Here is a 26349-nt window from a genome sequence, read left to right as displayed (position 1 = left end):
TATATTCATCCTTACATTCAGTGGATAATATTTTTTTATTTCGGTTCTACGCAAACATGAACGTATGTTCACTGTATAAGGAACAAAGGAAGAATAATAGAGATTCATATTGAAATATTAATTGGGAGGAAATAAACGCATGAAAAAGAAGTATTCGTTTTTACTCAGCACGTTGCTTGTCATGACTTTGATCATCAGCGCTTGTGGCAATGCAGGCACTAACACAGGCACCAATAATCCGGGAGAGGCTAGCCCAGAGGCTACCGCAACCGAAGTGAAATTGGCTGATAATCAAGAGATCAGCGTGAACATTGCATCTGAGCCCCCGACACTTAACCCTGGTAAAGCAAGCGACTCCACATCCGGTACGATTTTGCGCCAAACGTTCGAAGGTTTGACACGTATTGGACAAGACGGACACCCTGAAAATGCAGTAGCATCGAAAGTTGAAGTTTCTCCTGACCAAACGGTATACACATTCACTATTCGCGACGGCGCTAAATGGTCCAATGGCGATCCAGTAATTGCCGGAGACTTTGAATATGCATGGAAATGGGTTCTAGACCCAGCTAACGCAGCAGATTACGCTTATCAGCTTTATTATATTAAAGGAGCAGAGGCTGCTAACCTCGGCAAAGGAAAAGTTGAAGATGTAGGCATTAAAGCGGTCAACGACACTACGCTTGAAGTTACGCTTGCTAACCCGACTTCTTTCTTCCTTGAATTGACAGCATTCTACACATACCTGCCAGTAAACAGCAAAATTGCTGCAGCCAACAAAGATTGGGCTAACGATGCAGGCGACCAATACACAACGAACGGTCCTTTCCACATGACCGAATGGAAACACAGCGACAACCTTATTATTGAGAAAAGCGACACGTATTGGGATAAAGACAACGTGAAATTGACTAAAATCAACTTCTCGATGATCAATGATTTCAATACTGAGCTTTCGATGTTTGACAATGGCGAGCTGGACTGGGCTGGACAGCCTAACGGCCAATTGCCAGTTGATGCCATGCAAGCTTTGAAAGACCAAGGCTCTTTGCATACACAACCAATTGCTGGTGTGTACAACTACAAGTTCAACACGAAAGTGGCTCCTTTCGACAACAAAAACATCCGTAAAGCATTCGCTTATGCGATGAACCGCCAAGAACTGATCGACAACATTACACAAGGCGAGCAATTGCCAGCGATGGCAATGGTGCCTCCGACGATGTTTGCTGAAAACGAAAAAGGTTATTTTGCCGATAACGATATGGCGAAAGCAAAAGAATATTTGGCTGAAGGCTTGAAGGAAATGGGCCTGAAAGACGCATCTGAGCTTCCTCCAATCTCTATTTCTTATAACACGAATGAAGCGCACCAAAAAATCGCTCAAGCCATTCAAGACATGTGGTCCAAAAACCTTGGCGTAGAAGTAACGCTTGATAACGCTGAGTGGGCTGTATATATCGAGAAATTGCATGCTGGCGACTACCAAGTAGGCCGTCTGGGCTGGCTTGGAGATTTCAATGATCCAATTAACTTCCTTGAGCTGTACCGCGATGCTGATGGCGGCAACAACGATACAGGCTGGGAAAATGCAGAATACAAAAAATTGCTGATTGATTCCGCATCTGAGTCAGATGCTGCGAAACGTACGGAAATGTTGAAACAAGCAGAAGCAATCTTCATGGAAGATATGCCTGTAGCGCCAATTTATTTCTATACGATGAACTGGGTTCAAAATGAAAAATTGAAAAACGTTGTAATCAGCGGTCTAGGCGACGTAACTTACAAATGGGCCTATATTGAAGCTTAATACAGGTAGGATGTAAAAAAGAATAGTCGACCATAACCGGATGCAGCGGTATGGTGGGCGGAACATCCCGGATCACATTTTCAAGTGGTTCGGGGTGTTCCTTTGTTATGAAAATGCGGGGCTATACTCCCCTTATATGTAAATAAAGCTCGAAACTAATAGGAGGTGCCAGACTATTATGGTGAAATATATTGGCAGACGTTTGCTGTATATCCTTTTGTCGTTGTGGCTGATTATTACAGCTACCTTTTTCTTGATGCGTCTTGCTCCGGGTAACCCGTTTACGTCGGAGAAGCAGCTGCCGCCGGAGATTAAAGCTAATCTGCTGGCTCACTATGGTCTGGATCAACCGTGGTATGCGCAATATGGCGATTATTTGCTGAAAGTGCTGCAATGGGATTTTGGTCCTTCATTCAAGTATAAAAGCCAGACCGTTAATGATTTGATCAATACCGGTTTTCCTGTTTCACTCGTGCTTGGCTTGGAAGCGATCTTCCTGGCGCTTGCCGTTGGTGTCATTCTAGGTGTTATTGCTGCGCTCAAGCATAATCGCTGGCAGGATTATACCGCGATGATTATTGCGGTGGCGGGGATTTCGGTGCCTTCCTTCATTATGGCAACGGTGCTGCAATATGTGCTTGCCATTAAATTTGGCATTTTTCCTGTCGCAAGATGGGGAACGTTCATGCATACGGTTTTGCCGGCGATTGCACTCGCTTCCACGCCCACGGCATTTATCGCTCGTCTGACGCGCTCCAGCATGCTTGAAGTACTTAGCAATGATTATATTAAGACTGCGAAGGCCAAGGGCCTGAGCGAGTTTATGATTACAATTAAACATACGCTTCGCAATGCGCTGCTGCCTGTCGTTTCTTATATGGGGCCGCTGTCGGCTGGTGTCATTACAGGAAGCTTTGTTATTGAGCGTATTTTCGGCATACCGGGCCTTGGCTCCCACTTCGTTGTAAGTATCGGTAACCGTGACTACACGGTTATTATGGGTGTTACGGTGTTCTATAGTATTATCCTTCTCTTTAGCGTACTCTTGGTTGACATTTTATATGGATTAATTGATCCCCGTATTAAACTTGGGCGCGGGAAGAAAGGGGCTTGACGATGGAACCAATATCTAAAGACCGCTTTAAGCTGGTAGGCTTGCAGCAGCAAGGAACAGATAATGTGGCGAAGGCAAGCCTTACTTTCTGGCAGGATGTCGTTCGGCGCTTCGCACAAAACAAACTAGCCATGGTCGGGGTTGTGCTGCTCGTTATTTTGGTCTTTATGGCTGCGTTTGGCCCATTAATGACCGAATTTGATTACCGTTCCAACGATCTAGGCAACAAAAATCAAGCACCGTCTGCTGAACACTGGTTCGGCACGGATGATCTGGGACGCGACATGTTTGCCCGTGTCTGGGAGGGTGCACGAATTTCCCTGTTTATCGGACTTGCGGCCGCACTTATCGACTTGTTTATTGGCGTCCTTTGGGGCGGAATTGCCGCTTACAAGGGCGGACGTGTAGACGAAGGCATGATGCGTTTTGCCGACGTTCTCTACGGTATTCCCTATTTGCTGCTGGCGATTATTTTGATGGTCGTATTCGGGCAAAGCTTGGGAACGATGATTGTAGCGATGACTATAACGGGCTGGATTAATATGTCGCGTATCGTTCGGGGACAAGTGTTGTCGCTGAAAAACCGCGAGTATGTGTTAGCCGCTCGTACACTGGGCGCAACGATGCCTTGGATTATGAGAAAGCATTTGATTCCGAATGCGATGGGCCCTATTCTGATTACGATGACGCTGACGATTCCATCGGCGATTTTTACAGAGTCGTTCCTGAGCTATTTGGGTCTAGGCCTGACTCCGCCGATTGCGAGCTGGGGTACAATGGCATCCGATGGATTGCCTGCGCTTAAATATTATCCATGGCGTTTGTTCTTCCCGGCCATTATGATCTGTGTAACGATTTTCTCATTTAACGTAATTGGCGACGGATTGCGTGACGCTCTCGATCCGAAAATGCGCAAATAATAGGAGGGAAGCATAAATGGAAAAGCTGCTCGAAGTAAAAGATTTGTGCGTTTCCTTCGGTACGCACGGCGGCGAGGTACAGGCGGTAAGAGGCATTAGCTTTGACCTGTACAAGGGCGAGACGCTTGCCATCGTAGGGGAATCGGGTTCTGGCAAAAGTGTCGCTTCACAAACGATTATGAAGCTCATTCCGATGCCGCCAGGCAAAATTACCAATGGCGAAATTTTGTTTGATGGCGACGATTTGGTGAAAAAGACCGATAAGCAAATGGAGAAGGTACGGGGCAAGGATATTAGTATGATTTTCCAAGATCCGATGACCTCGCTCAATCCAACAATGAAAATCGGACCGCAAATTATGGAGGTGCTGAAGAAGCACCAAAAGCTTTCCGGCTCCGCTGCAAAAGAACGTACGATTGAACTGCTTCGTCTCGTCGGTATTCCGATGCCGGAGACGCGGATTAACCAATATGCCCATGAGTTTTCCGGCGGTATGCGCCAGCGGGCGATGATTGCGATTGCGCTTGCGGCCAATCCAAGATTGCTCATTGCCGATGAGCCGACGACGGCGCTTGACGTAACGATCCAGTCGCAAATTTTGGAGCTGATCAAAGATTTGCAGCAAAAAATCGGCATGTCCGTCATTTTCATCACGCATGATTTGGGCGTTGTTGCAAATGTAGCTGACCGTGTAGCCGTTATGTATGCGGGGCAAATTGTCGAGGTTGGAACTGTGGATGAAATTTTCTACGATCCGCGCCATCCTTACACATGGGGACTTCTTGCGTCCATGCCGAGCCTTGATATGACAGATAAAGCCGAGCTGCTGGACATACCAGGCACGCCTCCTGATTTGACGAATCCGCCTAAGGGCGATGCGTTTGCCCCACGCAACCGCTACGCGCTGGCGATTGATTTCGAGGAAGAGCCGCCGATGTTCCAAGTATCCGAAACGCATTATGCCAAAACATGGCTGCTGCACCCGGATGCGCCGAAGGTGGAGCTGCCGGAGCAGGTTAAACGGAGAGTTCGTAAATTGGCAGCGTCTTTCGATAAGCCGGTGCTTGCGGAAGGAGAGGCTTAAATGGCGAAGAAGCTGCTAGAAATCAAAAACCTAAAGCAATATTTCAATGAAGGCCGCCCGAATATGGTGAAAGCTGTCGACGACGTCAGCTTCGATATTTATGAAGGCGAGACGCTTGGTCTCGTTGGGGAGTCAGGCTGCGGCAAATCAACGACCGGCAGAACGATTCTACGGCTGTATGACGCGACGGACGGCCAAGTGCTGTTCAGCGGTGAGAATGTTCACGGACACAAGTCTAGAAGCGAACTGAAGCGTCTGAACCGCAAAATGCAAATGATTTTCCAAGATCCATATGCCTCGCTCAACCCGAGGATGACTGTTGGCGATATTATTGCCGAGGGCATTGATCTTCATGGGCTTGCGAAAAATAATAAGGAACGCATGGCGAGAGTGCATGAGCTGCTGGAGACAGTAGGCTTGCACAAGGACTATGCGAGCCGCTACCCGCATGAAGCGTCCGGCGGACAGCGCCAGCGGATCGGTATTGCCCGCGCGCTTGCGGTCGATCCTGACTTTATTATTGCCGATGAGGCGATCTCCGCGCTGGACGTATCGATTCAAGCGCAAATTATCAATCTGATGAAGAAGCTGCAGCGGGAGAAAAACCTGACTTATTTGTTTATTGCCCATGATTTGTCTATGGTTAAATATATTAGCGACCGTATTGGCGTGATGTACTTTGGCAAGCTCGTTGAGCTTGCTACTGCGGATGAGCTGTACAACAATCCAATGCATCCTTATACGAAGTCGCTGCTGTCGGCCATTCCAATTCCCGATCCGGAGACGGAGCGCGTGCGCAAACGGACACCTTATGATCCGAATGTGCATCAGTATACACCGGAGGACCTTCCGGAAATTCGTGAAGTGAAGCCTGGACATTTTGTGTATTGCTCGAAACGCGAGATGGAGCAGCTGCAAGCTTCTCATTAAAATGGGTTTAAGCCACTGGGCTTAAAGCTTGCATGAATACAGCTTGCAGCTCTAGTAGAAAGGACTGTTCCAAATCAGTAAAGCCTTACGGCTGCACTGGTTTGAGGGCAGTCCTTTTTTTGCGTGGAGAGCTCTCGATTCCTATCGTTATCTTCAGGTTGGAAGGCGGCAGAAACAGCACACAAAAAGCGAGCTTTTTACCAAAATGGTATTAACATCAATTCATAAACCTAATTTCGAAAACGCTATTGACTAAACAAAATCACGCTGGTAGAATCCTTCCATAACCAACTAAGCGGGTAGGAATAATATTTTATCTACCGGACCACCGGCGGCAAAACGTTACTCATTTATCCAGGACTGCAGGAGCAAAAAGAAAAAAATCAGGGGTGTGAGGATTTATGTTAAAGGGGAAATGGTCGGTTTCATTATTGCTCGTATTGGTGCTCATCTTGTCCGCTTGCGGAGCAAACGGAGGCAACCAGGGAACTGGAGCAGGAGCAGGAGAGTCGCCAGCTGCATCAACAGAAGCGGGCGCCGCAGGAGAGAAGCCAGCAGAACCAGTCAAGCTGCTAAATGTATCGTATGACCCAACTCGTGAGCTGTACGAGGAGTATAATAAAGCTTTTTCAACGTATTGGAAAAATAAAACCGGCCAGGACGTAACGATTAGCCAGTCCCATGGCGGATCAGGCAAGCAAGCCCGCGCAGTCATTGACGGTCTGAAAGCAGATGTCGTCACGCTGGCGCTTGGCTACGATATTGATTCCTTGGTGGAGCCGGGCCTGCTGAGTGCAGACTGGCAATCCAAATTCGAGCATAACAGCTCGCCGTATACGTCAACAATCGTGTTCCTTGTACGCAAGGGCAACCCGAAGGGCATTAAAGACTGGAATGATCTGATTAAAGACGGTGTAGAGGTCATTACGCCAAACCCGCAAACGTCGGGTGGAGCGCGTTGGAACTATCTTGCAGCATGGGGCTATGCGCTCAAGCAGAACAACAATGACGAGGCGAAAGCGCAGGAGTTCATCACACAGCTGTTCAAGCATGTGCCAGTGCTCGATACAGGTGCGCGCGGAGCAACAACGACCTTTGTAGAAAAAGGAATTGGCGATGTGCTGCTGGCTTGGGAAAATGAAGCGTTCCTGTCCATCAAGGAGCTTGGACCTGATCAATTCGAAATCGTCTATCCTTCGGTCAGCATTTTGGCGGAGCCGCCTGTAGCGGTCGTTGATAAAAATGCCGAGGCCAATAAAACGACAGAAGTAGCCAAAGCATATCTGGAGTATTTGTACTCGGATGAAGGCCAAGAGATTGCAGCTAAAAACTACTACCGTCCTATTAATGAGACGATTGCTGCAAAATATGCAGATACGTTCAAAAAGCTGGATCTGCTGACGATCGACGGAGATTTTGGCGGCTGGAAAGTGGCGCAGGAGAAGCATTTTAATGCGGGCGGCATATTCGAAAAGATTTACACGCCAGGCTCGTAATGATCGCTAGGCACAGCAAAATGTGGAATGGAGCTGACTTCACATGAAAGGTTCCAGTAGGAGCAAAGGAAGAAGCAGAGGCGGCAAAGCGCGAAACGTTTTGCCCGGCTTCGGCCTATCAATGGGATTTGCAATTGTGTATTTGAGCTTGATCGTTCTAATCCCGCTGGCCAGCGTATTTATTAAGACGACAGGACTCAGCTTTGCCGAATTTTGGGGCACGGTAACGAATCCAAGGGTTCTGGCTTCTTATCGCATCAGCTTCTTTACCGCTTTCAGCGCCGCAGCCGTCAATATGGTGTTCGGCCTGCTCATTGCGTGGGTGCTGGTCCGCTACCGTTTTCCCGGCAAAAAATTTATCGACAGCCTCGTCGATCTTCCATTCGCGCTGCCGACAGCGGTAGCGGGAATTGCACTGACGGCTATTTATGCGCCGAATGGCTGGGTAGGCAAGCTGCTCCAGCCTCTCGGACTCAAGGTAGCCTATACGCCACTGGGCATTACAATAGCCCTTATCTTTATCGGCATTCCCTTCGTCGTCCGCACGGTGCAGCCTGTGCTGCAGGATCTCAATAAAGAAATAGAAGAGGCCGCGGTTATGCTTGGCGCCTACCGGATGCGAACTTTTTGGAAAGTGATTTTGCCTGAGCTGATGCCGGCTCTGCTTACGGGCTTCGCTCTAGCTTTTGCTCGCGGAATTGGGGAATACGGCTCCGTCGTATTCATCTCTGGCAATATGCCGATGAAAACCGAAATCGCCCCGCTTCTCATTATGACGAAGCTGGAGCAGTTTGATTACGCAGGGGCTACCGCAATCGCGCTCGTTATGCTCGTCGTTTCGTTCCTGCTGCTGCTGTTCATTAATTTCATGCAGTGGCGGATTAACCGCCGCGTCGTAGAAGGAGGCTAAGCAAGATGGCTGGAGCAATTACAACGCATTTATCGAGCGAGGCCTCCAAGCGGCCTAAGCATATTACGGAACCGGCAATCGTACGGATTGTACTCATAACGGTAGCGCTTATTTTCCTCGCGCTGGTCGTCCTGCTGCCGCTCGTTTCTGTATTTGTTGAAGCTTTTAAGAAGGGCTTTGACGTTTATCGTGCCGCGATCACCGATCCCGATGCTTTATCGGCACTGAGACTGACGCTGCTCGTAGCTGTAATCGCCGTTCCGCTGAATACGCTGTTCGGCATATCCGCTGCGTGGGCGATCAGCAAGTTCCGTTTTCGCGGCAAGCAGTTTTTAATTACACTCATTGATTTGCCGTTTGCCGTATCTCCGGTCATATCTGGACTTATTTATATTTTGATGTTTGGCGCGCAGGGCTTTTTCGGCCCATGGCTCGATTCCCATGGCATTCAGCTCGTCTTCGCACTGCCGGGCATCGTGCTGGCGACCGTATTCGTAACGGTGCCTTTCATTGCCCGCGAGCTCATTCCGCTCATGCAGGCGCAGGGAGTGGCAGAAGAGGAAGCAGCGGCAAGCCTTGGCGCAAAGGGCTGGCAAATTTTTTGGCGGGTCACCTATCCGAACATAAAGTGGGGCCTATTGTACGGCATTATTTTATGTAATGCCCGGGCGATGGGCGAGTTTGGAGCAGTGTCTGTCGTATCAGGCCATATTCGCGGGCAGACAAACACGCTGCCGCTGCATATTGAGATTTTGTACAACGAATACCAATTTTCAGCTTCGTTTGCCGTGGCATCGCTGCTCGTCATGCTGGCGTTTATTACGCTTATCGTCAAGTCGCTGATGGAATGGCAAATGAACAAGCGGGCTTCTGCCCAAAATGCCTGACACTTACGATAAGGTGGATTAAAAAAAGGAGGAGAAGACAATGGCAAAACCTTTGGAAATTGATCAGCAGTGGCTTAAGCGGATTGCGGATCAGGTGGGCGGGCTGCAATATGGAAGTGTGAATATTACGGTGCATGACGGCAGAATCGTCCAGATTGACCGGACCGAGCGGACGCGCTACGATCAGCCCTCCAGCAAGCAGCAGGAATCCCAAAGCGTCAAGCAGCAGGCAAGCAATAGCCATAATAATAGTAACACCAACAGCAACAAGCACCAATCGGCCTGAATAAATAAAGAAAAGAACCTTCGAATCATCCGCCTAATAGCGGGTTCGAAGGTTCTTTCTTTTAAATATAGGTCATTTATAAGTTTCTCTCTTATAAATGGCCTATATTTCTCGGAATGAAACGCGCCACGCCGCCAGAGGACGGCGAGAGCCGTTTCACCTTGAAATATAGGAAAGGATATGATTTCGCCATCCGTTCTCTCTATTTCTCGGAATGAAACGCGCCACGCCGCCAAAGGACGGCGAGAGCCGTTTCACCTTGGCTGCAAAGCTTGCTATTTGTTTACGATATGATAAATTTCACGATAACAGCAGCAGCAAACATGACAGTCATTAGACCGAGCATGCCGCCGAAGCCGAACACTACGTCCATCAAGTCGTGGCGCGGTTCTTCATTATAATGCTCGCGCGGGTCTCTAACGTTCTCCATAACAAGCGTCCTCCCTTGAAAACGATTTAGCTATCAACAGTATACCCAACTATCCGAATAATTGTAAAGCAAAACACGGCAACTATTGTAAACTTGAGGACTCGGCTGCCGGCACCAATCTATGTTACAATAAGGCATGGGAACAAATGTCCGCAAGGGAGGTTTGGAAATGAATCAGCATGAGGGGAAACAGGCAGCCAGCCAGGCTGAAGCAGCGGAATTAATTCGTCATAAGCTAGCGCTGCTTCCGGACCAGCCTGGCTGCTATTTAATGAAAAACAGCGAAGGCACAATCATATACGTCGGCAAAGCCAAAATATTAAAAAATCGCGTCCGCTCGTATTTCAACGGCTCTCATAATGGCAAGACGCAGCGCCTCGTTGCGGAAATCCGCGATTTTGATTTTATATTGACGAAGAGCAACATGGAGGCGCTCATTCTGGAGTGCAATCTCATTAAGCAGTATCACCCGCGCTATAACGTCTTGCTGAAGGACGACAAGTCCTTTCCTTATATAAAAATTACGCATGAGCAGCATCCGAAACTCGAGGTAACCCGCAGGATGGCCAAGGATAAGGGGAAATATTTCGGCCCTTATCCGAATGCTTATGCCGCCCAGCAGACGAAGAAGCTGCTGGACCGGCTGTATCCGCTGCGCAAATGCAAGACGCTGCCTGACAAGGTATGCCTGTACTATCACATGGGGCAATGCATTGCGCCTTGTGAATATGAGATTGAACCCGGCACCTATGAGGCGATGGTTCAGGAAATTACCCGTTTCCTCAATGGCGGCCATGATGTGGTGCGGGCGGATTTGCAGCGCAAAATGGAGGCTTCCGCCGAGCAGCTGGAGTTCGAGCGGGCGAAGGAGTACCGCGATCAGATCATTGCGATTGATGCGGTGATGGAGAAGCAGAAAATTACGATGTCTGACGCCTTGGACCGCGATATTTTCGGCTATGCGGTCGAGAAGGGCTGGATGTGCGTCCAAATTCTTTATATGCGCCAAGGCAAGCTTATTGAGCGCCATGGTACGACCTTCCCTTATTATGGCGAAGAGTACGATGATTTTATGACCTTTGTAACCCAATACTACAGTGAAAATCCTGCGCTGCCGAAGCAGATTTTGCTGCCGTTGCCGCCAGAGCAGGCGGAGAGCGCACAGACAGCGGGCAAGCTGGCCGCAGGGAAGCAGGAGACGACTGCTGCCAATCTTGACCAGGAAGCAGCGCCAAGCGCAAATGAAGCAGTAAGGGATATGGTCGATGCAGCGAGCCTAGTCGTTGTGATTGACGAAGAGACGCAAGGGGAAGCCCAGCCGCCCAAAGAGAAGGAGCTGTCCGTTGCGGAGGAGGCCGCTGCTGCGCTGCACCACTGGCTTAAGGTCAAGGTGCTGCTGCCGCAGCGCGGACGCAAGAGCGAGGTCGTCTCGATGGCGACGGAGAATGCCAAGGTAACGCTTGCCGACAAGTTCCGGCTCATCGAGCGGGATGAGGAGCGCAGCGTCAAGGCGGCGGCAGGGCTGGCCCAATGGCTTGGTTTGCCGCAGGCAACCCGAATTGAGGCGTTTGACAACTCCAACATACAAGGTACGAATCCCGTATCGGCTATGGTCGTATTTACGGACGGCAAGCCGGATCGCAAGGAATACCGCAAATACAAGGTCAAGACGGTCGTCGGGCCAGATGATTATGAGACGATGCGCGAGGTCATCCGCAGGCGCTATGAGCGCGTGCTCAAGGATCAGCTGGCTGCTCCGGATCTGATCGTCGTCGATGGCGGCAAGGGGCAAATTTCCGCAGCGATTGATGTGCTGCAAAATGAGCTGAACCTGTTTATCCCGGTATGCGGTCTCGTCAAGGATGCCAAACACCGGACCGCACAGCTCATGACCGGCGATCCCGCTGAAATTATTCCGCTGCCGCGCGACAGCCAGGAGTTTTATTTGCTGCAGCGCATACAAGACGAGGTTCACCGCTTCGCGATTACGTTCCACCGCGAGCAGCGCGGCAAGTCGATGGTCGTCTCACAGCTCGATGCTATTCCGGGCATTGGCGAGAAGCGGCGCAAGCTGCTGCTTAAGCATTTTGGCTCCATTAAAAAAATAAAAGAGGCCACGGTGGAAGATTTCCGGCCTCTTTCAATAGGAGATAAGCTTGCCGCACAAATTATTGCGGCACTTGGGGAGGAGGCGTCGCCGTAAGCTGCGGCGGCCTTCCTCCTTTTTTGACGTATAGGAAAGGATATGAATGTTCTCATCCTTTCTCTATACGTTTCGCCAAAACGATGGCGTCTAATAGGAAGGACGCCGCCAGGCGTTTTTCTTACGATGCCATACCCGAATGATATAGGCAATTGGAACAGGCAGAACAGCGTAGAAGATCGCTGCTCCGATATTTAAAGCACCGCCTACAGAAATGAGTGAGAAGCCCATTAACAGCGAATCAAATATCGCATGAACGAATATGGCGGTAATGAGGCTGTAACGCAGGAAAATGTAGCTGAAGATCATCCCAATAATAATTAGCTCAATCAGCCTGGTGTAGTACGGGAAGATCGGATAGGAGACATGACCAAGCGCCCACAAGATGGTCGGAATCAAGGCGGCGACATAAATATTTTTGAACCATCTGCGGAACAAGGCAATGCCGAAAAATCGGTAAATGGCTTCCTCGGAAATCGCAGCGCACCAAGCCAGCATCGGCATGAGCCACAGCCATTTGATATTGTAGGGAGACTGAGTCGCATCGCTTGTGCTCCAACTGCCGATCGCCGTTTCGAGCACTAGAAAAATGACTGACTGCACGCCTAGCAAAATAAGGGCAATCAAATAACCGAGTCCCATGCTGCGCCAAACATGCTCGCCGTAATTTTTTTCGCGGAAGCCAGGCCATATCGGACGTTTCCACGAGCGCCACATGCCGTCACCGGCCACGAAGGAGAAATAGACGGCTGCGCCAACCGGGATGAGCAGAAGCGCAGTAAACCATGCCATAAAGGACACCTGGGCATCGCCCATTACCTGTTCGCCTTGCTGGGCAATAACGCCGTCCATAATGCCAAGATTGTTAATAATATAAAAAACGGTGAAAATAAGGCTGATGGCGATCCCGCGTTTGAATGTCGTATGACGGCGGTATAATATCGCATAGATAATAGCTAGCACCAGCGTAATGAAAGTCATGTAAATGAGGCTGATCATCGATAAAGCGTCGGCCGTGCTTTTTTGCTGCTCAATATTGGCTACATAGTCTGCGGGTGGAATAAAGGCTGGCTTATAAGTAGAAATGACGGTTTTGTCGCCATTTTGACTAAAGCCCACACGAAGCTCAAGCTGGGAACTGCCTGCTGCATACCCTGTTGGATGAATGACGACCTGTCCTAGCGAGTTAACGGCAGCGTCGTTCAAATCTTTGGCTTGAAAGCCTTGCGTAGTCGCAAAGCTGGCCGCTGCATCGAGAAGCTGCTTCTGTTCATTAATGGTGTTCACGCCCGAGCCTGCTCCAAGGAGATTCCAAGCGATAACGCTGCCGCTTTGCATATGGAGGTAGACGAACGCGGTGCTGCCATTGTCAAGCGTTACTTGCGTTTGATAGGTGTCGAGCGGAAACTGCTGCATATATTTGGACGCATAATCCTCGTACAGCTTTTCCTTTATCAAATAGCCGGTTTCATCGCTGTCAGTTTGATAAACCGTATGAGCGTCCGTAACGTTAACGCCGAACTGCTTGGCGGCAAATTCCGTTGCTTTTTGCAGGGCTGCTTCATTTCCTATAACGTTGCCCTGGGATTCCGATGCGCCTGAATCAGGACCGCCAAGCATAGGGATGATTTGCAAAAATATAAAAACGACAGCGCTAATAACGGCGGCCCATACAAATTTCTTCCACTCGCGTGGAGCAATAAATTCAATCATAACTCACCTCAATTTCTGTTTAATCGAAAAATTAAGCATAGTACTCATACGATACCATATTAAACCATATCATCGCCAATCTAACAGCTTGGTCACCCTTTAGAAGGCTTGTCAGCGTTGTCCGCATTCATAAAACAGAGAAATAACGATATCCGGCAAGCTAATGGGCGGCTATCCTCCTCGCAGGGCTGTTTTTGAATGAAATCAGCTGTTTTTATTGCAAAAGGCTGTTTTATACGCAGTGTGCTTTAAGCTTATAATCGTTAAGTCATGTGTAATGGAAATTGGAAATACAGGTGCTGCAAGTGAAAAGAATAATAGGCAATATGAAGGTGGATGCAATGAATATTTCGTTTTTTTCGTTACTAAAATGGTCCCCGCCACGCATATTGGTCGTTGGCTTTGCGATTATTATTATGCTGGGAGCTCTGCTGCTATCCCTGCCTTTTGCATCGGCCGACGGAAGCGGGCTGCGTTTTCTGGATGCTTTGTTTACGGCTACCTCGGCAACTAGCGTGACGGGGCTTGTAGTCGTGGATTCTGGCACTTATTTTTCGGTGGCTGGTCAGGTTATTATTATGCTGCTTATTCAAATTGGCGGGCTCGGCTTTATGACGATGGGCACGCTGTTCGCGCTTGTGCTGAAAAAGCGCATTTCGCTGCGGGAACGGCTTATTTTGCAAGAAGCCATGAATCAAGGCAGCATGGAAGGCATTATTCGGCTCATACGCAAGGTCATTGTTTACTCCTTATCATTTGAGCTCGTTGGCACATTGCTGTTCACGATGCGCTTTGCCTATGATATGCCGTTTGGTAAGGCGCTGTATTTCGGCGTGTTTCATGCTGTGTCGCTGTTTAATAATGCAGGGTTTGATATTTTTGGCGACTACCGCAGCTTGACGATGTATGTGGATGATCCGATTGTGAACCTGACTGCCATGCTGCTTATTATATCCGGAGGCCTCGGTTTTATCGTAATCTCGGATTTGCTGGAATTCCGCCGCCGCAAAGGGCTGTCCCTGCACAGCAAGGTGGTGCTGGTGATGACTGGCTCGCTCATTGCAGTCGGGGCGGTCGTAATATTTATTTTTGAGTTTTCGAATGCGCGAACGCTTGGCTCGCTCGACTGGGGCGGGAAAATTCTTGCATCCTTCTTCCAGTCCGTCTCTCCGAGGACGGCGGGGGCTAATACGCTCAACTATGCCGATTTGCGGCAGGCGACTTTATTTTTCACCATTATATTAATGTTTATCGGCGCATCTCCCGGCTCAACGGGGGGCGGGATCAAAACGACGACGTTTATGACGCTCATAGGGGCGGTTGTCGCAATGTTTCGGGGGAAAGAGGACATTGTACTGTTCCGCTATCGCCTCGGCAAGGAGCGGGTGCTCAAGGCGCTTACGATTACGATGCTGTCGCTGGCGCTGGTCGTCGTCGTAACGATGCTATTATCCGCGACCGAGGATCAGCGGTTTATTAAAATTTTATTTGAAGCAACATCCGCCTTCGGGACGGTAGGCCTGTCGATGGGCATAACGCCAGAGCTGAGCGATTTCGGGAAAATTATTATTTCGATTACGATGTTCGCTGGTCGTCTAGGCCCGCTGACGCTTGCTTATGCGCTCAATCCGAAAACCAGCAAAGAGCTTTACCGGTATCCCGAGGGCAAAATTACAATTGGATAGGGGAAACACAGATTTATTATGAAAAAGAACCAGTTCGTCATCGTAGGGCTTGGGCGTTTCGGCTCAAGTCTGGGCAGAGAGTTAATTCAGCTAGGCTATGAGGTGCTAGGCATTGATAAGGATGAGGAAGCCGTTCAGGAGCTAAGCGATGAGCTCACCTATACCGTATCAGCCGATTGCACAGACGAGGAGACGCTGCGCTCGATTGGCGTACGGAATTTTGATGTTGGTGTTGTCGCGATTGGCAATGATATTCAAGCGAGCATTTTGACGACGATTTTGCTTAAGGATTTGGGTGTTAAGACCGTAGTGGCGAAAGCGGTGGACGAGCTGCACGGGCGGGTATTGGAAAAAATCGGCGTGGACCGCATTATTTATCCAGAGCGGGATATGGGCATTCGAGTCGCACATCAGCTGGTATCGCCGAATCTGCTCGATTATATCGAGCTGTCCAAGGATTATACGATTGCCGAGATTGTCGTCACGGGCAAAATGCATGGCAAGACGCTCAGCGATCTCGACCTGCGCGCCCGCTTCGGGTGCAGCATTGTAGCGATTAATAAGCCCAATGGCATTATTATTGCCCCGACAGCAGCCGATGTGCTGCACGAGCGTGATGTCATGGTCATTATCGGGACGAATGAGCAGATTGAGCAGTTTGAAGAGGCAGCAACAAGGTGACAATAAAAACAGCAGCGCATGCGGCTATTCACACCTGCGCTGCTGTCTTCTTGTTGTTTCGCTGCTCAGGCCTTCGAGCGGGAGGCAAGCTCCTCAATCCACAGACGGACGGCTGGATGCAGCTGGGCCGGGTCGGCATGAATGAGCGAAGTCGTTCGCTTCGTCTCCGCCAGCTCTCTGATCGGAATGACGGTGAGATCATTGTCGGCCAGCAGCTGTTCACGCACATAAGATTGGGGAAGCAGCGTCGCAGCCCGGCAAGTGTGCTGAAGCCGGACGATCGCCTCGAAAGAGTCAATCTCCATGCGTACATCTGGCTGGAGATTGTATTTGGCAAACAACTCGTCGGTTAGCATGCGATACCAGGTTCCTTTGGAGAAGAGGAGAATCGGCAAGCCGTTGAGGTCCTGGATACCGAGCATGCCCTTGTCCGTTACCACCATGCTTTTCGGCAGGACGAGCAGCAGATGATCCTCGAACAGCGGGACGCAGTGCAGCTGGGCATCTTCAATCCGTGAGGCGACAATGCCGATATCGGCTTTGCCTTCTCTTACATAAGTAACGATTTCATGGGTTTTGCCCGTGACCGCCTTAATATCGAATTCAGGATGGCTGCTATTGAGCGCCTTGATAAAATCGGGCAGCGTCGTTTGCAGCGTCGTCAGGCTCGCTCCAATCGTAATGGAGGTCCGCCCTGCCGACTCATAATCGGCAACCTTCTGCAGGTAGCGCCGGTGCAGCTGGCGCAGCTCCAGTGCGTATTCATAGGTCATCTGGCCGATCGGTGTCAGCTCCAGCCGCTTGCCGATGCGCCGGAACAGCTGCGAGCCGATATCCTGCTCAAGCTTGGCTACTTTACGGGAGAGGGCAGGCTGGGACAGGTTCAGCAGCGCTGCAGCCTTGTTCATGCTGGACTGCTCGACGATGGCGGCAAACATATGCATTTCTTCAATCAAAATAGCCAGCTCCAGTCTGCTTATGTTAAATTGTTATAACAAATTATAAAAAATAAGCAATTCCATTATAAGCCGAAAAGGAGTACGATGGGAAGTGTGACTAAACTGTGTCAACTTTTGTTGACGGAGAAAGAACCGAAGAGTAAAATGTAGAATGATTTGTAGACAAGCATTTGAGGAAAGCGTAACCACAGTCTGGAAAGGAGACACAAAGGCATGAAAGGAAATTCGTATTTTTCCCGTAAGCTTCACTCGCTGCTTGGTATCATTCCGCTCGGAATGTTTATCGTTGTGCATGCGCTTACGAACTATCAATCGTTCGAGAGGGGGGCAGAGGGGTTCAGCAGCGGCGTTAGTCTCATTAACAGCTTGCCATTGCTGCCGATTTTTGAAATTTTCGGTATTTACCTCCCGCTGCTTTTCCATGGCGTGTACGGCTTATATGTAGCCTATCAGTCAGACAGCAACCTGGGTCGTTTCAAGTATGGCCGCAACTGGGCGTTTACAGCACAGCGTTTAACGGGTGTTATCACGTTTATCTTCGTGTTCTGGCACGTATACCAAACCCGTTTTCAAGTGTACTTGGGCTATATCACACATGAAGAGCTAGGCTCCACGATGCACAATATTGCGACTAATCCGCTTTATTTTGTATTTTATGTGGTCGGAGTATTGGCAGCTACGTTCCACTTTGCCAATGGCCTATGGGCATTTTTGATCAGCTGGGGCATTACAGTAGGGCCTCGTGCACAGCGGATTTCATCCATTGTATGCATGGGTGTTTTTGTAGTCGTAGCGGCATTGTTTATTCTTTCGCTGGTTGCCTTCCGCGGCGACGAATTCAAGGAAGCAGCCGATCTCGCATTGGCTTGGAATACTATCGGATAGTTTGAAGACAAGGAGTGAAGCGTGATGGCTAACAATAAAATAATCGTCGTAGGCGGCGGCCTTGCCGGTCTTATGGCTACGATAAAAGCAGCAGAAGCTGGCATGCACGTTGATCTGTTCTCGATCGTGCCGGTGAAGCGTTCCCATTCCGTCTGCGCGCAGGGCGGCATTAACGGGGCGGTTAATACAAAAGGTGAAGGCGACTCGCCTTGGGAGCATTTTGACGATACGGTATACGGGGGAGACTTCCTCGCTAACCAGCCTCCTGTTAAAGCAATGTGTGAAGCAGCACCAGGCATTATCCACTTAATGGACCGTATGGGCGTTATGTTCAGCCGTACGCCGGAAGGCTTGCTCGATTTCCGCCGTTTCGGAGGCACACAGTATCACCGTACAGCATTTGCAGGTGCCACAACTGGACAGCAATTGCTATACGCTTTGGATGAGCAAGTTCGCCGCTGGGAAGCAGCCGGCCTCGTAACGAAATACGAGCACTGGGAATTCCTTGGCGCCGTTCTGGATGACGAAGGCATCTGCCGCGGGGTATCTGCACAGGATTTGCGTTCGATGGAAGTGAAGACGTTCGTGGGCGATGCGGTTATATTGGCATCGGGCGGCCCTGGCATTATTTTTGGCAAAACGACGAACTCGGTTATTAATACAGGTACAGCAGCAAGTGCGGTGTATCAGCAAGGCGTTAATTATGCGAACGGCGAATTTATTCAAATTCACCCAACCGCGATCCCGGGCGATGACAAGCTGCGCTTGATGTCCGAATCAGCTCGTGGCGAAGGCGGCCGCGTATGGACTTACAAAGACGGCAAGCCTTGGTACTTCCTTGAGGAAAAATATCCAGCATACGGCAATCTTGTGCCGCGTGATATTGCGACTCGTGAAATTTTCAGCGTCTGTGTCGATCAGAAGCTCGGCATCAATGGCGAAAACATGGTTTACCTTGATCTTTCCCATAAAGATCCGAAGGAGCTTGATGTGAAGCTCGGCGGCATCATCGAAATTTATGAGAAGTTCATGGGCGATGATCCACGGAAGCTGCCGATGAAAATTTTCCCTGCGGTTCACTATTCGATGGGCGGCATGTGGGTAGATTACAACCAAATGACGAACATCCCTGGATTGTTTGCAGCAGGCGAATGCGAGTATCAATACCATGGCGCTAACCGTCTCGGTGCGAACTCGCTCTTGTCGGCGATTTACGGCGGTATGGTCGCAGGACCGAAAGCGGTAGAGTACATTAAAGGTATGAAGAAAGCTTCCGCTGACGTGGCTTCCTCCGTATTCGACCGTGAGCAAAAACGCCAAACGGATAAATACGAAAGCATTCTTGCCATGAACGGTACAGAAAATGCTTACGTTCTGCACAAGGAGCTTGGCGAATGGATGACCAACAATATGACGGTTGTTCGTTTCAATGACAAGCTAGAAGCAACGATTAACAAAATCAAAGAGCTCAAGCAGCGTTACAACAATATCAACATCAATGACTCGATGAAATGGAACAACTCAAGCGTTGCTTTCACTCGTCAGCTATGGAACATGCTCGAGCTGTCCGAAGCTATGACCTTGGGTGCCCTGCTCCGTGACGAAAGCCGCGGCGCGCATTACAAGCCGGATTTCACAGAGCGCAACGACGAGAAGTTCATGAAATCAACGATTGCGACTTGGACGAAGGAAGGTCCGCAAATTTCGTACGAGGACATCGATGTTTCCCTGATTACACCGCGTAAACGTGACTACACAGCGAACAAGAAGAAAGGAGAATAAAGATGGCTGATACGACTACTGCTACAAAAACCGTTAAGTTCATCATTACCCGTCAGGATGGACCGGAGTCTGCGCCTTACAAAGAGGAATTTGAAATTCCGTATCGCCCGAATATGAACGTCATCAGCGGACTTATGGAAATTCAGCGTAATCCGACGATGGCGGATGGCGGCAATACAGCTCCAGTATGCTGGGAATCCAACTGTCTGGAAGAAGTTTGCGGCGCCTGCTCCATGGTCATTAACGGCAAGCCGCGCCAAGCCTGCAGCGCACTGATCGATCAATTGGAGCAACCGGTACGTCTGGAGCCGATGCGCACTTTCCCGGTCGTTCGTGACCTTGTCATCAATCGCGAGCGCATGTTTAACGCCCTCAAACGCGTTAAGGCATGGATTCCGATCGATGGCACTTATGATCTCGGTCCTGGCCCGCGCCTGGCTGAATCGAAGCGTCAATGGGCTTACGAGCTGTCCAAGTGCATGACGTGCGGCGTATGTCTGGAATCTTGCCCGAACGTCAACGATCGCAACAGCTTTGTTGGCCCAGCGGCTATTTCTCAGGTTCGCTTGTTCAACGTTCACCCTACGGGAGAAATGAACAAGGAAGAGCGTCTGGAAGCCTTGATGGAGGATGGCGGCATCGAGGGCTGCGGCAACTCGCAAAACTGTGTTCGCTCTTGTCCGAAAGGCATTCCGCTTACGACGTCAATTGCGGCAATCAACAAAGATACAACGAAGCATCTGTTCAAAAAATGGCTTGGATTTTAAATATACGGTCTTCCACCTTAGCGGTGGAAGGCTTTTTTTAAAAATATAAGCATTTATAAGTTTTACTTTTATAATCAGCTTATATTTCACCGCGAAACGGCAGCTTTGCCGCAAGAGGACGACGACAGCCGTTTACGATTGTAATAATGATAATCAGTATCAATAATAAAAGAGATTATGGCACTTGTCAATGATCAGCCGCGAATACGACATAAAGGCAGCAAAAAAGAACCGCTCTCACGGTTCTTTTTTGCTGCCTTTATGCATTTCCTACTAGTAGCTCTTAAAGCTGGCTTGTTACAGCCACTCTTCGCCCCACTTTTGAATCGATTCAATGACAGGCTCTAAATGATGGCCTTTGTCACTTAATTCGTATTCAATGCGAACAGGCATTTCTGGATATACCGTTCGTTTAATAATGGAAAGTTGTTCAAGTTCCTTCATCCGGTCGGTAAGCATCTTGTCGCTCATATCCGGAATTTGCTCCTTGATCTCCTTGAACCTCTTTGGTCCAGCTAGTAGCACCCGAATGATGAGACCGGTCCATTTCTTGCCTAAAATTTCGGCCGCTGCTTCATACTTTGGGCACATTGTTGAATAATCCAACCTGATCACCCCGTTTCTTCTTAACCCATTATAACATATCTACTTTGGAAAAGTAAGTGCATATAAACACCATATCGCCATTTAACTTTATTTTAAATATTTACTTTACAAAAGTTAGTTTATATATTAAGATGGGTTCATGAAACAGCGAGCAAGTGTTGCAGCTGTGAAACCAAACAAAAGACGAAGGGTGAGGTTAAAATGTTGGACACAGGATTATTGATTATTCGGGTAGTATTAGGCTTGTTGATGGTTGGTCATGGAGCGCAGAAGCTGTTTGGCTGGTTCGGTGGCTATGGTTTGAAAGGCACTGGGGGATGGCTGGATTCGATAGGCGTTAAGCCTGGCGTACTGATGGCATTGGCAGCAGGATTAAGCGAAGCGGTGGGCGGCTTGTTGTTTGCAGCAGGCTTGTGGACATGGGTTGGCGCGGTGCTGCTGATCATCCCAATGATTATGGCGATTGTGAAGGTGCATGGCGCTAATGGGTTGTGGTCAACGCAGAACGGCTACGAATATAACATGGTGCTTATCGCCGTATTTGTCGGCGTTGCTTTGACCGGTGCGGGAGAGCTGTCCATCGACGCCTTGCTTAAATAAGGGAAGAAGCAGTTCTGTATTGCAAGGTGAAACGGCTGTCGCCGTCTTTTGGCGGCGTAGCGAATTTCAGTCCGAGAAATATAGAGAAAGTATGGCGAAATCATAAACTTTCCTATATTTAAAAAAAGCCTGCTGCCAGCCGCTATAAGCGGATGACAACAAGCCCGATCATCATGCATGCGAATGCCGCCCACTGGGCGGCATTTAGTTTTTCCTTGTAAATCAGGATGGCGCCTGCCGCGACGACGAGGCTGTTTGTGGCGAAGATCGGCGCGGCTAGATTAGCGGGCCCAGTTGCCAGCGCAGTTGCATAAAGCTGGAGGCCGGCGTAGGAGAAGAGGCCAGCGAGCAGTCCGTAAAGCAAGCCTGTCCGATAGGCGGGCTTGCGGTTGCTGCTGTTTTTTTCTTTGCTTAACAAGGCGAACCATAGAAAAGACAGCAAATAGCCCACGAATAAAATCGGAGCGCTGGATAATCCCCATTCTTCCGTCACCTTGAGCCCGCCATTGCGGAAGGTGAAGAAGACGACCGCAGCGCCAACGTAGAAAAACCACTGTTTCTGGGCAGGTGCGGTTTGTACCTGTTTTTTATAAGAAATGAGTACAACGGAAAGCAGCAGCAGCAAAATGCCGCAAGCTTGCGTAAAATGCAAAGGTTCCTTATATACAAGCGTGCCTAATGCAACAACGAGCACGATGTTCATATTCGTCAGTGGAGAGGTCAGGCTTGCCGGACCATAATCCAGTGCCTTCATAAAGACCGCGTTGCCGATGGCTGAACCTGCTCCAATGATCGCTCCAGCAATCCAGATTCGGTAATCGGCTAACGAAGCGAGCGATCCCTCAAAGACGGCATGCACGCCAAACCCGACTGTACCAGAGGCGTAAAGCCCGAGCAGCAGCGCCGAGGTCGTACCGCCGCTCATCTGGCTTCTTTTCATCCACCAGCCGGCTAATCCGAATAAAATGGCGCTAGAGATGGCAACCGTTAGCCACATGATGTTCAACTCCCTGATTGTTTGCGATATTGTTGCATTTGTTACACAAATGAAATGATTCTGTTATACCCCTATTACAATACTCGGTTATTATAATAAACAAGACCCCCTTTTAATATATCGAATTCGGACCTGCGCTCGGTGCAGGTCCACTTTTTTTGTCCATTTGTTCGATGGCGGCGTTCCGCATACGTTCTCCATACAAAAAAAGAGGCTGCTCTGCTGATAAACAGCAAAGCAGCATGATTTGTTCAGATTCCATAAGCAGACGGCTTAAAGCGGTACGATGATCTGCTTGCGCTGGCGGTAGAACACCCATTTGTTGAAGCCAATTTCCTTGAGGCGCTTGCTGACGCGATCCCAATCGTCCCCGACCCTTGCTGGAACGTGAGCGTCGGAGCCAAAGGTCACATTAACGCCGAAATGATGGGCACGCTCCAAAATTTCATCGGACGGATACCAGCCGCCTACATATTTTGTGCTGCCGGACGTATTAATTTCAATCGAAACGTCGTTTTCGGCAATGATGCGGAGCGTATCATCAATTTCGGCATCGGCTTTAATATCAGAGAAAGCGGGGTAATAACCTTTCATTGCATCGATATGCCCCAGCACATCAAACATGCCGCTGCGCGCCGATTGGCTGATGAGGTCATAATAACGGCGCTTATCCTCAAATTGCTGCTTCTCGGTCAACTTTTCCCAGCGATTGCGATTAAAAATGCTCACTCCGCTTACCTGATGGACAGAGCCGATAATGTAGTCGAATGGTACACCTTCATAGGCGTCGCGATAAGCTGGAAGCCGTTCAGGGAAAAAGTCTGACTCCATGCCGAGCAGTACTTCAATACGCCCCTCATATTTAGCTTTAAGCTCGAGTACTTCCTTTATGTAGTTGTCAAATTCGGATTGAGCCATGGCGATGCCGGGAAAAGGACGGTCGTCCTTATGGCCGAAATAAGGCGAATGATCAGAAATGCCGATGGCCTGCAAACCTGCGTCCAAAGCGGCAATAATGTAGTCTTCAATCGTTCCGTCGGCATGGCCGCAACGTTCGTGATGGGTGTGCAGATCAAATTTCATAGCTGTTTCCTCCTTGAGTTGAAAATGCGCTGTCAGTCTATTCGCTGCTAATAAATTGATGCTCCGGCATGCCCTTGAGATCGCTTAAAAACTGCTGCATCGCCGTATTTAAATATCTCCCGGACTTGTAGACGACGCCGACCGGATGGCTGATTTCGAGCTCATTCACCTTAATCATCTTGAGCGAGCCCCGCCGCAGCTCCTCGGCAATGGAAAGTTTGGAGACGACGGCGGCGCCAAGATTAATTTCAACCATGCGCTTAACCTCTTCGCTGCTCGAAAGCTCCATCATAATGTTCGGCTGAATGTTGTACTGGCGAAAAATTTTGTCTACGAAGCGCCGTCCTAGTGTGTCGGGTGCAAGCATGATCATAGGAATATCCTTGAGTGCCTCTACGGTAGTATGCTTCAAATCGCTCAGCGGATGCTCCGGAGATACAACAAGCTCAAACGTATCGTAATAAAGAGTGGACGAGTGCAGGTTTGGATTTTTCTCAAATAAATAAGAAATACCAATGTCAATTGTGCCATTTTCGACGCTTGCGGTCACCTGTGATGATGGCATCGTATGGATCGTTGTTTTGATCAGCGGAAACTGGTCTTGAAAGTAGGCTAATACCCGCGGCAAAATTTGAATCGCAATGGAAGAAGTTGTCCCGAGCAAAATATGGCCTTGAGGCGTCGTGTTGAGGTCTGAAAGCTTAGCCTTAAGCTCTTCGACAATAAGCAAAATTCTCTCGGCATGCTCCAGAAAAACTTGTCCATGGTCGGTGAGGGTCACAGGCTGATTGCGGTCAATCAGAACCGTCTTGAATTCCTCTTCAAGCGTTTTGACTTGTGCGGATACAGCAGGCTGGGTCAAATTAAGCAGCTCACCCGCCTTGCGGAAACTCATCGTTTTGGAAATGGTGAGGAGTGTTTCAAGTTGGCTAATATTCACTACAATCCCCCTCCAGGTTAAGTGAAGCGATTACACGCTTATTGAAATAGGCTTGCAGGCGTAGATGCCTTTCCTCGTGATAGCTTTGCTTACTATTATAAAGCAAATCCGGCACAACGGCAAAAAGGAGAAGAAGCTTTACGTATTATTTAAAGAGGATATGAAGTGGCGTTGTCGAAGTGTGTTGGACGAAGGTACATATTTAGGGAGGCGTTACGACTGGACAGGAAAGCAATAAGAGGCTGGCTCATGTACGACTGGGCCAATTCGGCGTTTGCGACAACGATGATGGCGACCGTCATGCCGATTTTTTATTCAGGTGTGGCAGCGTCTAATTTATCAGGTACGAAGGCGGAAGCCTATTGGGGTTACACCCAAAGTATTGCGATGCTGTTCGTAGCGGTGCTGTCGCCTATTTTGGGCGCAGTTGCCGATTATATGGGCTCCAAAATCAAATTTCTGACGATGTTTATGCTAATGGGAGCTGCATCCTGTGCAGCGATGGCTTTTGTTGGGGAGGGGGACTGGCTGCTCGCCTCCATCCTGCTCATTATAGGAACGATGGGGTTTGCAGGAGGGAACACCTTCTATGATGCGCTGCTGGCGGACGGCGTGCCGATGGAGCGCAGGGATGTCGTGAGCGCGCGGGGTTACGCTTATGGCTACATGGGCGGCGGCTTGCTGCTGCTAGTTAATATTTTAATGCTTCAAAATTTCGAGCTGTTCGGTTTCCCTACCAAAACCTTTGCGACCCAAATGGTGTTTATTACGGTAGGCATCTGGTGGTTTGTGTTCTCGCTGCCGCTGCTTCGTTCGGTCAAGGAGCCTGTGAAAAAGGTCAAAGTTGGCTTCGGCACCGCGCTTGGCAAAGGCTTCACGCGATTGCGCGGGACGCTGCGAACGCTTAAGCGATATCCGGAGCTTCTTAAATATATGGCTTCGTTTTTATTTTTCAACGATGGCATTAATACGGTAGTTATTATGGCAACGATTTATGGCCAAGGGATCGGCATTAATACGGATGATATGATCAAGGCGCTATTAATTACGCAGTTTGTCGGTTTTCCGTGTACGATTGTATTTGGCAGACTGGCCGCGCGTTTTGGCTCGAAAAAGCTGTTATATGTGTCGTTATGGTTCTACGTCGTTATTGTCATTTTAGGTTATTTTATGACGACCTCGCTGCATTTTTATTTGCTCGCGATTATGGTTGGCGTCGTGCAGGGCGGCAGCCAGGCGATTTCGCGCTCGATTTATTCGGGTATGGTGCCGCCGTCCAAATCGGGTGAATTTTTTGGCTTTCTCTCGCTGTCCAGCAAGTTTTCCTCCGTCGTAGGACCACTGTTGTTCTCGGTGGTCGCGACGGTTACAGGCTCTACCCGTATCGCCATCCTCTCGCTAATTGCGTTATTCGTCATCGGCATTGTGCTGCTCATGTTCGTCAATTTGACGAAGGGCAGAGCAGAGGCGCTGGCAGGGGATGATGGGGCAGCTGAAGCATGAACATACGAGGCCCGGCGCTAATCCAATGAAAAGGACTGGCCGCCGGGCTTTGCGTTTTATTTTCAAAAGAACTATAAA

24 protein-coding genes are annotated in these 26349 nt (G+C 49.2%); 17 read left to right on the top strand and 7 right to left on the bottom strand.

Annotated elements, in window-relative coordinates:
- Window positions 1–139 precede the first annotated feature (139 nt).
- The 9 genes from AC6B99_RS11070 (at window position 140) to AC6B99_RS11030 (ending at window position 9437) form a co-directional block, all read left to right on the top strand.
- Window positions 140–1810: a peptide ABC transporter substrate-binding protein gene (locus tag AC6B99_RS11070; RefSeq protein WP_056039463.1), complete on the top strand. Its 1671-nt coding sequence runs from the start codon at window positions 140–142 to the stop codon at window positions 1808–1810.
- A gap of 178 nt (window positions 1811–1988) precedes the next feature.
- Window positions 1989–2924, top strand: coding sequence for an ABC transporter permease (locus tag AC6B99_RS11065; RefSeq protein WP_046228634.1), 936 nt, complete (start codon window positions 1989–1991; stop codon window positions 2922–2924).
- A 2-nt stretch (window positions 2925–2926) separates the two neighbouring features.
- Window positions 2927–3844 carry an ABC transporter permease gene (locus AC6B99_RS11060; RefSeq protein WP_056039466.1) on the top strand — a complete coding sequence of 306 codons (918 nt, stop codon included), beginning with the start codon at window positions 2927–2929 and terminating at the stop codon, window positions 3842–3844.
- 16 nt (window positions 3845–3860) lie between these two features.
- A complete protein-coding gene (locus AC6B99_RS11055; RefSeq protein WP_056039469.1) occupies window positions 3861–4928 on the top strand; it encodes an ABC transporter ATP-binding protein in 1068 nt (355 codons plus the stop codon).
- Window positions 4929–5858, top strand: a complete 930-nt coding sequence (locus AC6B99_RS11050; protein WP_056039472.1) for an ABC transporter ATP-binding protein — start codon at window positions 4929–4931, stop codon at window positions 5856–5858.
- Window positions 5859–6259: 401 nt separating this feature from the next.
- On the top strand, window positions 6260–7354 hold the full coding sequence (locus AC6B99_RS11045) for a sulfate ABC transporter substrate-binding protein (protein ID WP_056039475.1): 1095 nt from the start codon (window positions 6260–6262) through the stop codon (window positions 7352–7354).
- A 43-nt stretch (window positions 7355–7397) separates the two neighbouring features.
- A complete protein-coding gene (gene cysT / locus AC6B99_RS11040; protein ID WP_056039478.1) occupies window positions 7398–8264 on the top strand; it encodes a sulfate ABC transporter permease subunit CysT in 867 nt (288 codons plus the stop codon).
- A gap of 5 nt (window positions 8265–8269) precedes the next feature.
- The gene (gene cysW, locus AC6B99_RS11035; protein ID WP_494864121.1) at window positions 8270–9151 is read left to right on the top strand and encodes a sulfate ABC transporter permease subunit CysW; all 882 of its coding nucleotides are present in this window, start codon (window positions 8270–8272) and stop codon (window positions 9149–9151) included.
- 40 nt (window positions 9152–9191) lie between these two features.
- Window positions 9192–9437 (top strand): YezD family protein, encoded by a 246-nt coding sequence (locus tag AC6B99_RS11030; protein ID WP_056039485.1) that lies wholly within the window; start codon window positions 9192–9194, stop codon window positions 9435–9437.
- 283 nt (window positions 9438–9720) lie between these two features.
- Here AC6B99_RS11030 and AC6B99_RS11025 read toward each other — a convergent pair whose 3' ends face one another.
- Window positions 9721–9867, bottom strand: a complete 147-nt coding sequence (locus AC6B99_RS11025) for a YqzM family protein (RefSeq protein ID WP_099516602.1) — start codon at window positions 9865–9867, stop codon at window positions 9721–9723.
- Between the two features lie 169 nt (window positions 9868–10036).
- Between AC6B99_RS11025 and uvrC the strand changes: the two genes are divergently transcribed.
- Complete coding sequence (gene uvrC / locus AC6B99_RS11020; protein ID WP_496663351.1) at window positions 10037–12070, top strand: excinuclease ABC subunit UvrC; 2034 nt, start codon at window positions 10037–10039, stop codon at window positions 12068–12070.
- Window positions 12071–12160: 90 nt separating this feature from the next.
- Here uvrC and AC6B99_RS11015 read toward each other — a convergent pair whose 3' ends face one another.
- A complete protein-coding gene (locus AC6B99_RS11015; protein ID WP_496663350.1) occupies window positions 12161–13783 on the bottom strand; it encodes a CPBP family intramembrane glutamic endopeptidase in 1623 nt (540 codons plus the stop codon).
- A 341-nt stretch (window positions 13784–14124) separates the two neighbouring features.
- Here AC6B99_RS11015 and AC6B99_RS11010 point away from each other — a divergent pair, with 341 nt between their 5' ends.
- Both AC6B99_RS11010 and AC6B99_RS11005 read left to right on the top strand, forming a co-directional pair.
- Entirely contained in the window at window positions 14125–15468 is a 1344-nt protein-coding gene (locus tag AC6B99_RS11010; protein ID WP_056039493.1) for a TrkH family potassium uptake protein, read from the top strand.
- Window positions 15469–15486: 18 nt separating this feature from the next.
- Window positions 15487–16149, top strand: a complete 663-nt coding sequence (locus AC6B99_RS11005; RefSeq protein WP_056039495.1) for a potassium channel family protein — start codon at window positions 15487–15489, stop codon at window positions 16147–16149.
- A gap of 65 nt (window positions 16150–16214) precedes the next feature.
- On the opposite strand, the gene AC6B99_RS11000 is transcribed toward AC6B99_RS11005, so the two are convergent.
- Window positions 16215–17105 carry a LysR substrate-binding domain-containing protein gene (locus AC6B99_RS11000; protein ID WP_494879971.1) on the bottom strand — a complete coding sequence of 297 codons (891 nt, stop codon included), beginning with the start codon at window positions 17103–17105 and terminating at the stop codon, window positions 16215–16217.
- Between the two features lie 216 nt (window positions 17106–17321).
- On the opposite strand from AC6B99_RS11000, the gene AC6B99_RS10995 reads away from it, so the two are divergent.
- The 3 genes from AC6B99_RS10995 to sdhB are packed head-to-tail and all read left to right on the top strand — an operon-like array spanning window position 17322 to window position 20542.
- Window positions 17322–17993: a succinate dehydrogenase cytochrome b558 subunit gene (locus AC6B99_RS10995; protein ID WP_056039501.1), complete on the top strand. Its 672-nt coding sequence runs from the start codon at window positions 17322–17324 to the stop codon at window positions 17991–17993.
- Window positions 17994–18017: 24 nt separating this feature from the next.
- The gene (sdhA, locus tag AC6B99_RS10990; RefSeq protein WP_056039503.1) at window positions 18018–19775 is read left to right on the top strand and encodes a succinate dehydrogenase flavoprotein subunit; all 1758 of its coding nucleotides are present in this window, start codon (window positions 18018–18020) and stop codon (window positions 19773–19775) included.
- Between the two features lie 2 nt (window positions 19776–19777).
- The gene (sdhB, locus tag AC6B99_RS10985) at window positions 19778–20542 is read left to right on the top strand and encodes a succinate dehydrogenase iron-sulfur subunit (RefSeq protein ID WP_056039506.1); all 765 of its coding nucleotides are present in this window, start codon (window positions 19778–19780) and stop codon (window positions 20540–20542) included.
- Window positions 20543–20839: 297 nt separating this feature from the next.
- On the opposite strand, the gene AC6B99_RS10980 is transcribed toward sdhB, so the two are convergent.
- Window positions 20840–21148: a winged helix-turn-helix transcriptional regulator gene (locus AC6B99_RS10980; protein ID WP_056040108.1), complete on the bottom strand. Its 309-nt coding sequence runs from the start codon at window positions 21146–21148 to the stop codon at window positions 20840–20842.
- 201 nt (window positions 21149–21349) lie between these two features.
- Between AC6B99_RS10980 and AC6B99_RS10975 the strand changes: the two genes are divergently transcribed.
- Window positions 21350–21748, top strand: a complete 399-nt coding sequence (locus tag AC6B99_RS10975) for a DoxX family protein (protein ID WP_496663349.1) — start codon at window positions 21350–21352, stop codon at window positions 21746–21748.
- A 142-nt stretch (window positions 21749–21890) separates the two neighbouring features.
- On the opposite strand, the gene AC6B99_RS10970 is transcribed toward AC6B99_RS10975, so the two are convergent.
- From AC6B99_RS10970 to AC6B99_RS10960, 3 genes are all read right to left on the bottom strand, one after another.
- Entirely contained in the window at window positions 21891–22745 is an 855-nt protein-coding gene (locus AC6B99_RS10970; RefSeq protein WP_494864116.1) for an EamA family transporter, read from the bottom strand.
- Between the two features lie 273 nt (window positions 22746–23018).
- Complete coding sequence (locus AC6B99_RS10965; RefSeq protein ID WP_494864115.1) at window positions 23019–23828, bottom strand: histidinol-phosphatase HisJ family protein; 810 nt, start codon at window positions 23826–23828, stop codon at window positions 23019–23021.
- A gap of 37 nt (window positions 23829–23865) precedes the next feature.
- A complete protein-coding gene (locus AC6B99_RS10960; protein ID WP_430154855.1) occupies window positions 23866–24768 on the bottom strand; it encodes a LysR family transcriptional regulator in 903 nt (300 codons plus the stop codon).
- A 249-nt stretch (window positions 24769–25017) separates the two neighbouring features.
- Here AC6B99_RS10960 and AC6B99_RS10955 point away from each other — a divergent pair, with 249 nt between their 5' ends.
- Window positions 25018–26271 (top strand): MFS transporter, encoded by a 1254-nt coding sequence (locus tag AC6B99_RS10955; protein ID WP_496663348.1) that lies wholly within the window; start codon window positions 25018–25020, stop codon window positions 26269–26271.
- Window positions 26272–26349 lie beyond the last annotated feature (78 nt).

The organism is Paenibacillus liaoningensis, assembly GCF_059609455.1.
This window is presented reverse-complemented; position numbering and strand designations above follow the sequence as displayed.

Excerpts from the sequence above, each read along its gene's own strand:
- AC6B99_RS11005 (WP_056039495.1), top strand. The coding sequence starts at position 15,487 with ATGAAAAAGAACCAGTTCGTCATCGTAGGGCTTGGGCGTTTCGGCTCA.
- AC6B99_RS10975 (WP_496663349.1), top strand. The coding sequence starts at position 21,350 with ATGTTGGACACAGGATTATTGATTATTCGGGTAGTATTAGGCTTGTTG.
- AC6B99_RS11060 (WP_056039466.1), top strand. The coding sequence starts at position 2,927 with ATGGAACCAATATCTAAAGACCGCTTTAAGCTGGTAGGCTTGCAGCAG.
- cysW (WP_494864121.1), top strand. The coding sequence starts at position 8,270 with ATGGCTGGAGCAATTACAACGCATTTATCGAGCGAGGCCTCCAAGCGG.
- AC6B99_RS11065 (WP_046228634.1), top strand. The coding sequence starts at position 1,989 with ATGGTGAAATATATTGGCAGACGTTTGCTGTATATCCTTTTGTCGTTG.
- cysT (WP_056039478.1), top strand. The coding sequence starts at position 7,398 with ATGAAAGGTTCCAGTAGGAGCAAAGGAAGAAGCAGAGGCGGCAAAGCG.
- AC6B99_RS11010 (WP_056039493.1), top strand. The coding sequence starts at position 14,125 with ATGAATATTTCGTTTTTTTCGTTACTAAAATGGTCCCCGCCACGCATA.
- AC6B99_RS11055 (WP_056039469.1), top strand. The coding sequence starts at position 3,861 with ATGGAAAAGCTGCTCGAAGTAAAAGATTTGTGCGTTTCCTTCGGTACG.
- sdhA (WP_056039503.1), top strand. The coding sequence starts at position 18,018 with ATGGCTAACAATAAAATAATCGTCGTAGGCGGCGGCCTTGCCGGTCTT.
- AC6B99_RS11030 (WP_056039485.1), top strand. The coding sequence starts at position 9,192 with ATGGCAAAACCTTTGGAAATTGATCAGCAGTGGCTTAAGCGGATTGCG.
- AC6B99_RS10955 (WP_496663348.1), top strand. The coding sequence starts at position 25,018 with ATGTACGACTGGGCCAATTCGGCGTTTGCGACAACGATGATGGCGACC.
- AC6B99_RS11045 (WP_056039475.1), top strand. The coding sequence starts at position 6,260 with ATGTTAAAGGGGAAATGGTCGGTTTCATTATTGCTCGTATTGGTGCTC.
- AC6B99_RS11015 (WP_496663350.1), bottom strand. The coding sequence starts at position 13,783 with ATGATTGAATTTATTGCTCCACGCGAGTGGAAGAAATTTGTATGGGCC.
- AC6B99_RS10970 (WP_494864116.1), bottom strand. The coding sequence starts at position 22,745 with ATGTGGCTAACGGTTGCCATCTCTAGCGCCATTTTATTCGGATTAGCC.
- AC6B99_RS10965 (WP_494864115.1), bottom strand. The coding sequence starts at position 23,828 with ATGAAATTTGATCTGCACACCCATCACGAACGTTGCGGCCATGCCGAC.
- AC6B99_RS11070 (WP_056039463.1), top strand. The coding sequence starts at position 140 with ATGAAAAAGAAGTATTCGTTTTTACTCAGCACGTTGCTTGTCATGACT.
- AC6B99_RS11050 (WP_056039472.1), top strand. The coding sequence starts at position 4,929 with ATGGCGAAGAAGCTGCTAGAAATCAAAAACCTAAAGCAATATTTCAAT.
- AC6B99_RS11025 (WP_099516602.1), bottom strand. The coding sequence starts at position 9,867 with ATGGAGAACGTTAGAGACCCGCGCGAGCATTATAATGAAGAACCGCGC.
- uvrC (WP_496663351.1), top strand. The coding sequence starts at position 10,037 with ATGAATCAGCATGAGGGGAAACAGGCAGCCAGCCAGGCTGAAGCAGCG.
- sdhB (WP_056039506.1), top strand. The coding sequence starts at position 19,778 with ATGGCTGATACGACTACTGCTACAAAAACCGTTAAGTTCATCATTACC.
- AC6B99_RS10995 (WP_056039501.1), top strand. The coding sequence starts at position 17,322 with ATGAAAGGAAATTCGTATTTTTCCCGTAAGCTTCACTCGCTGCTTGGT.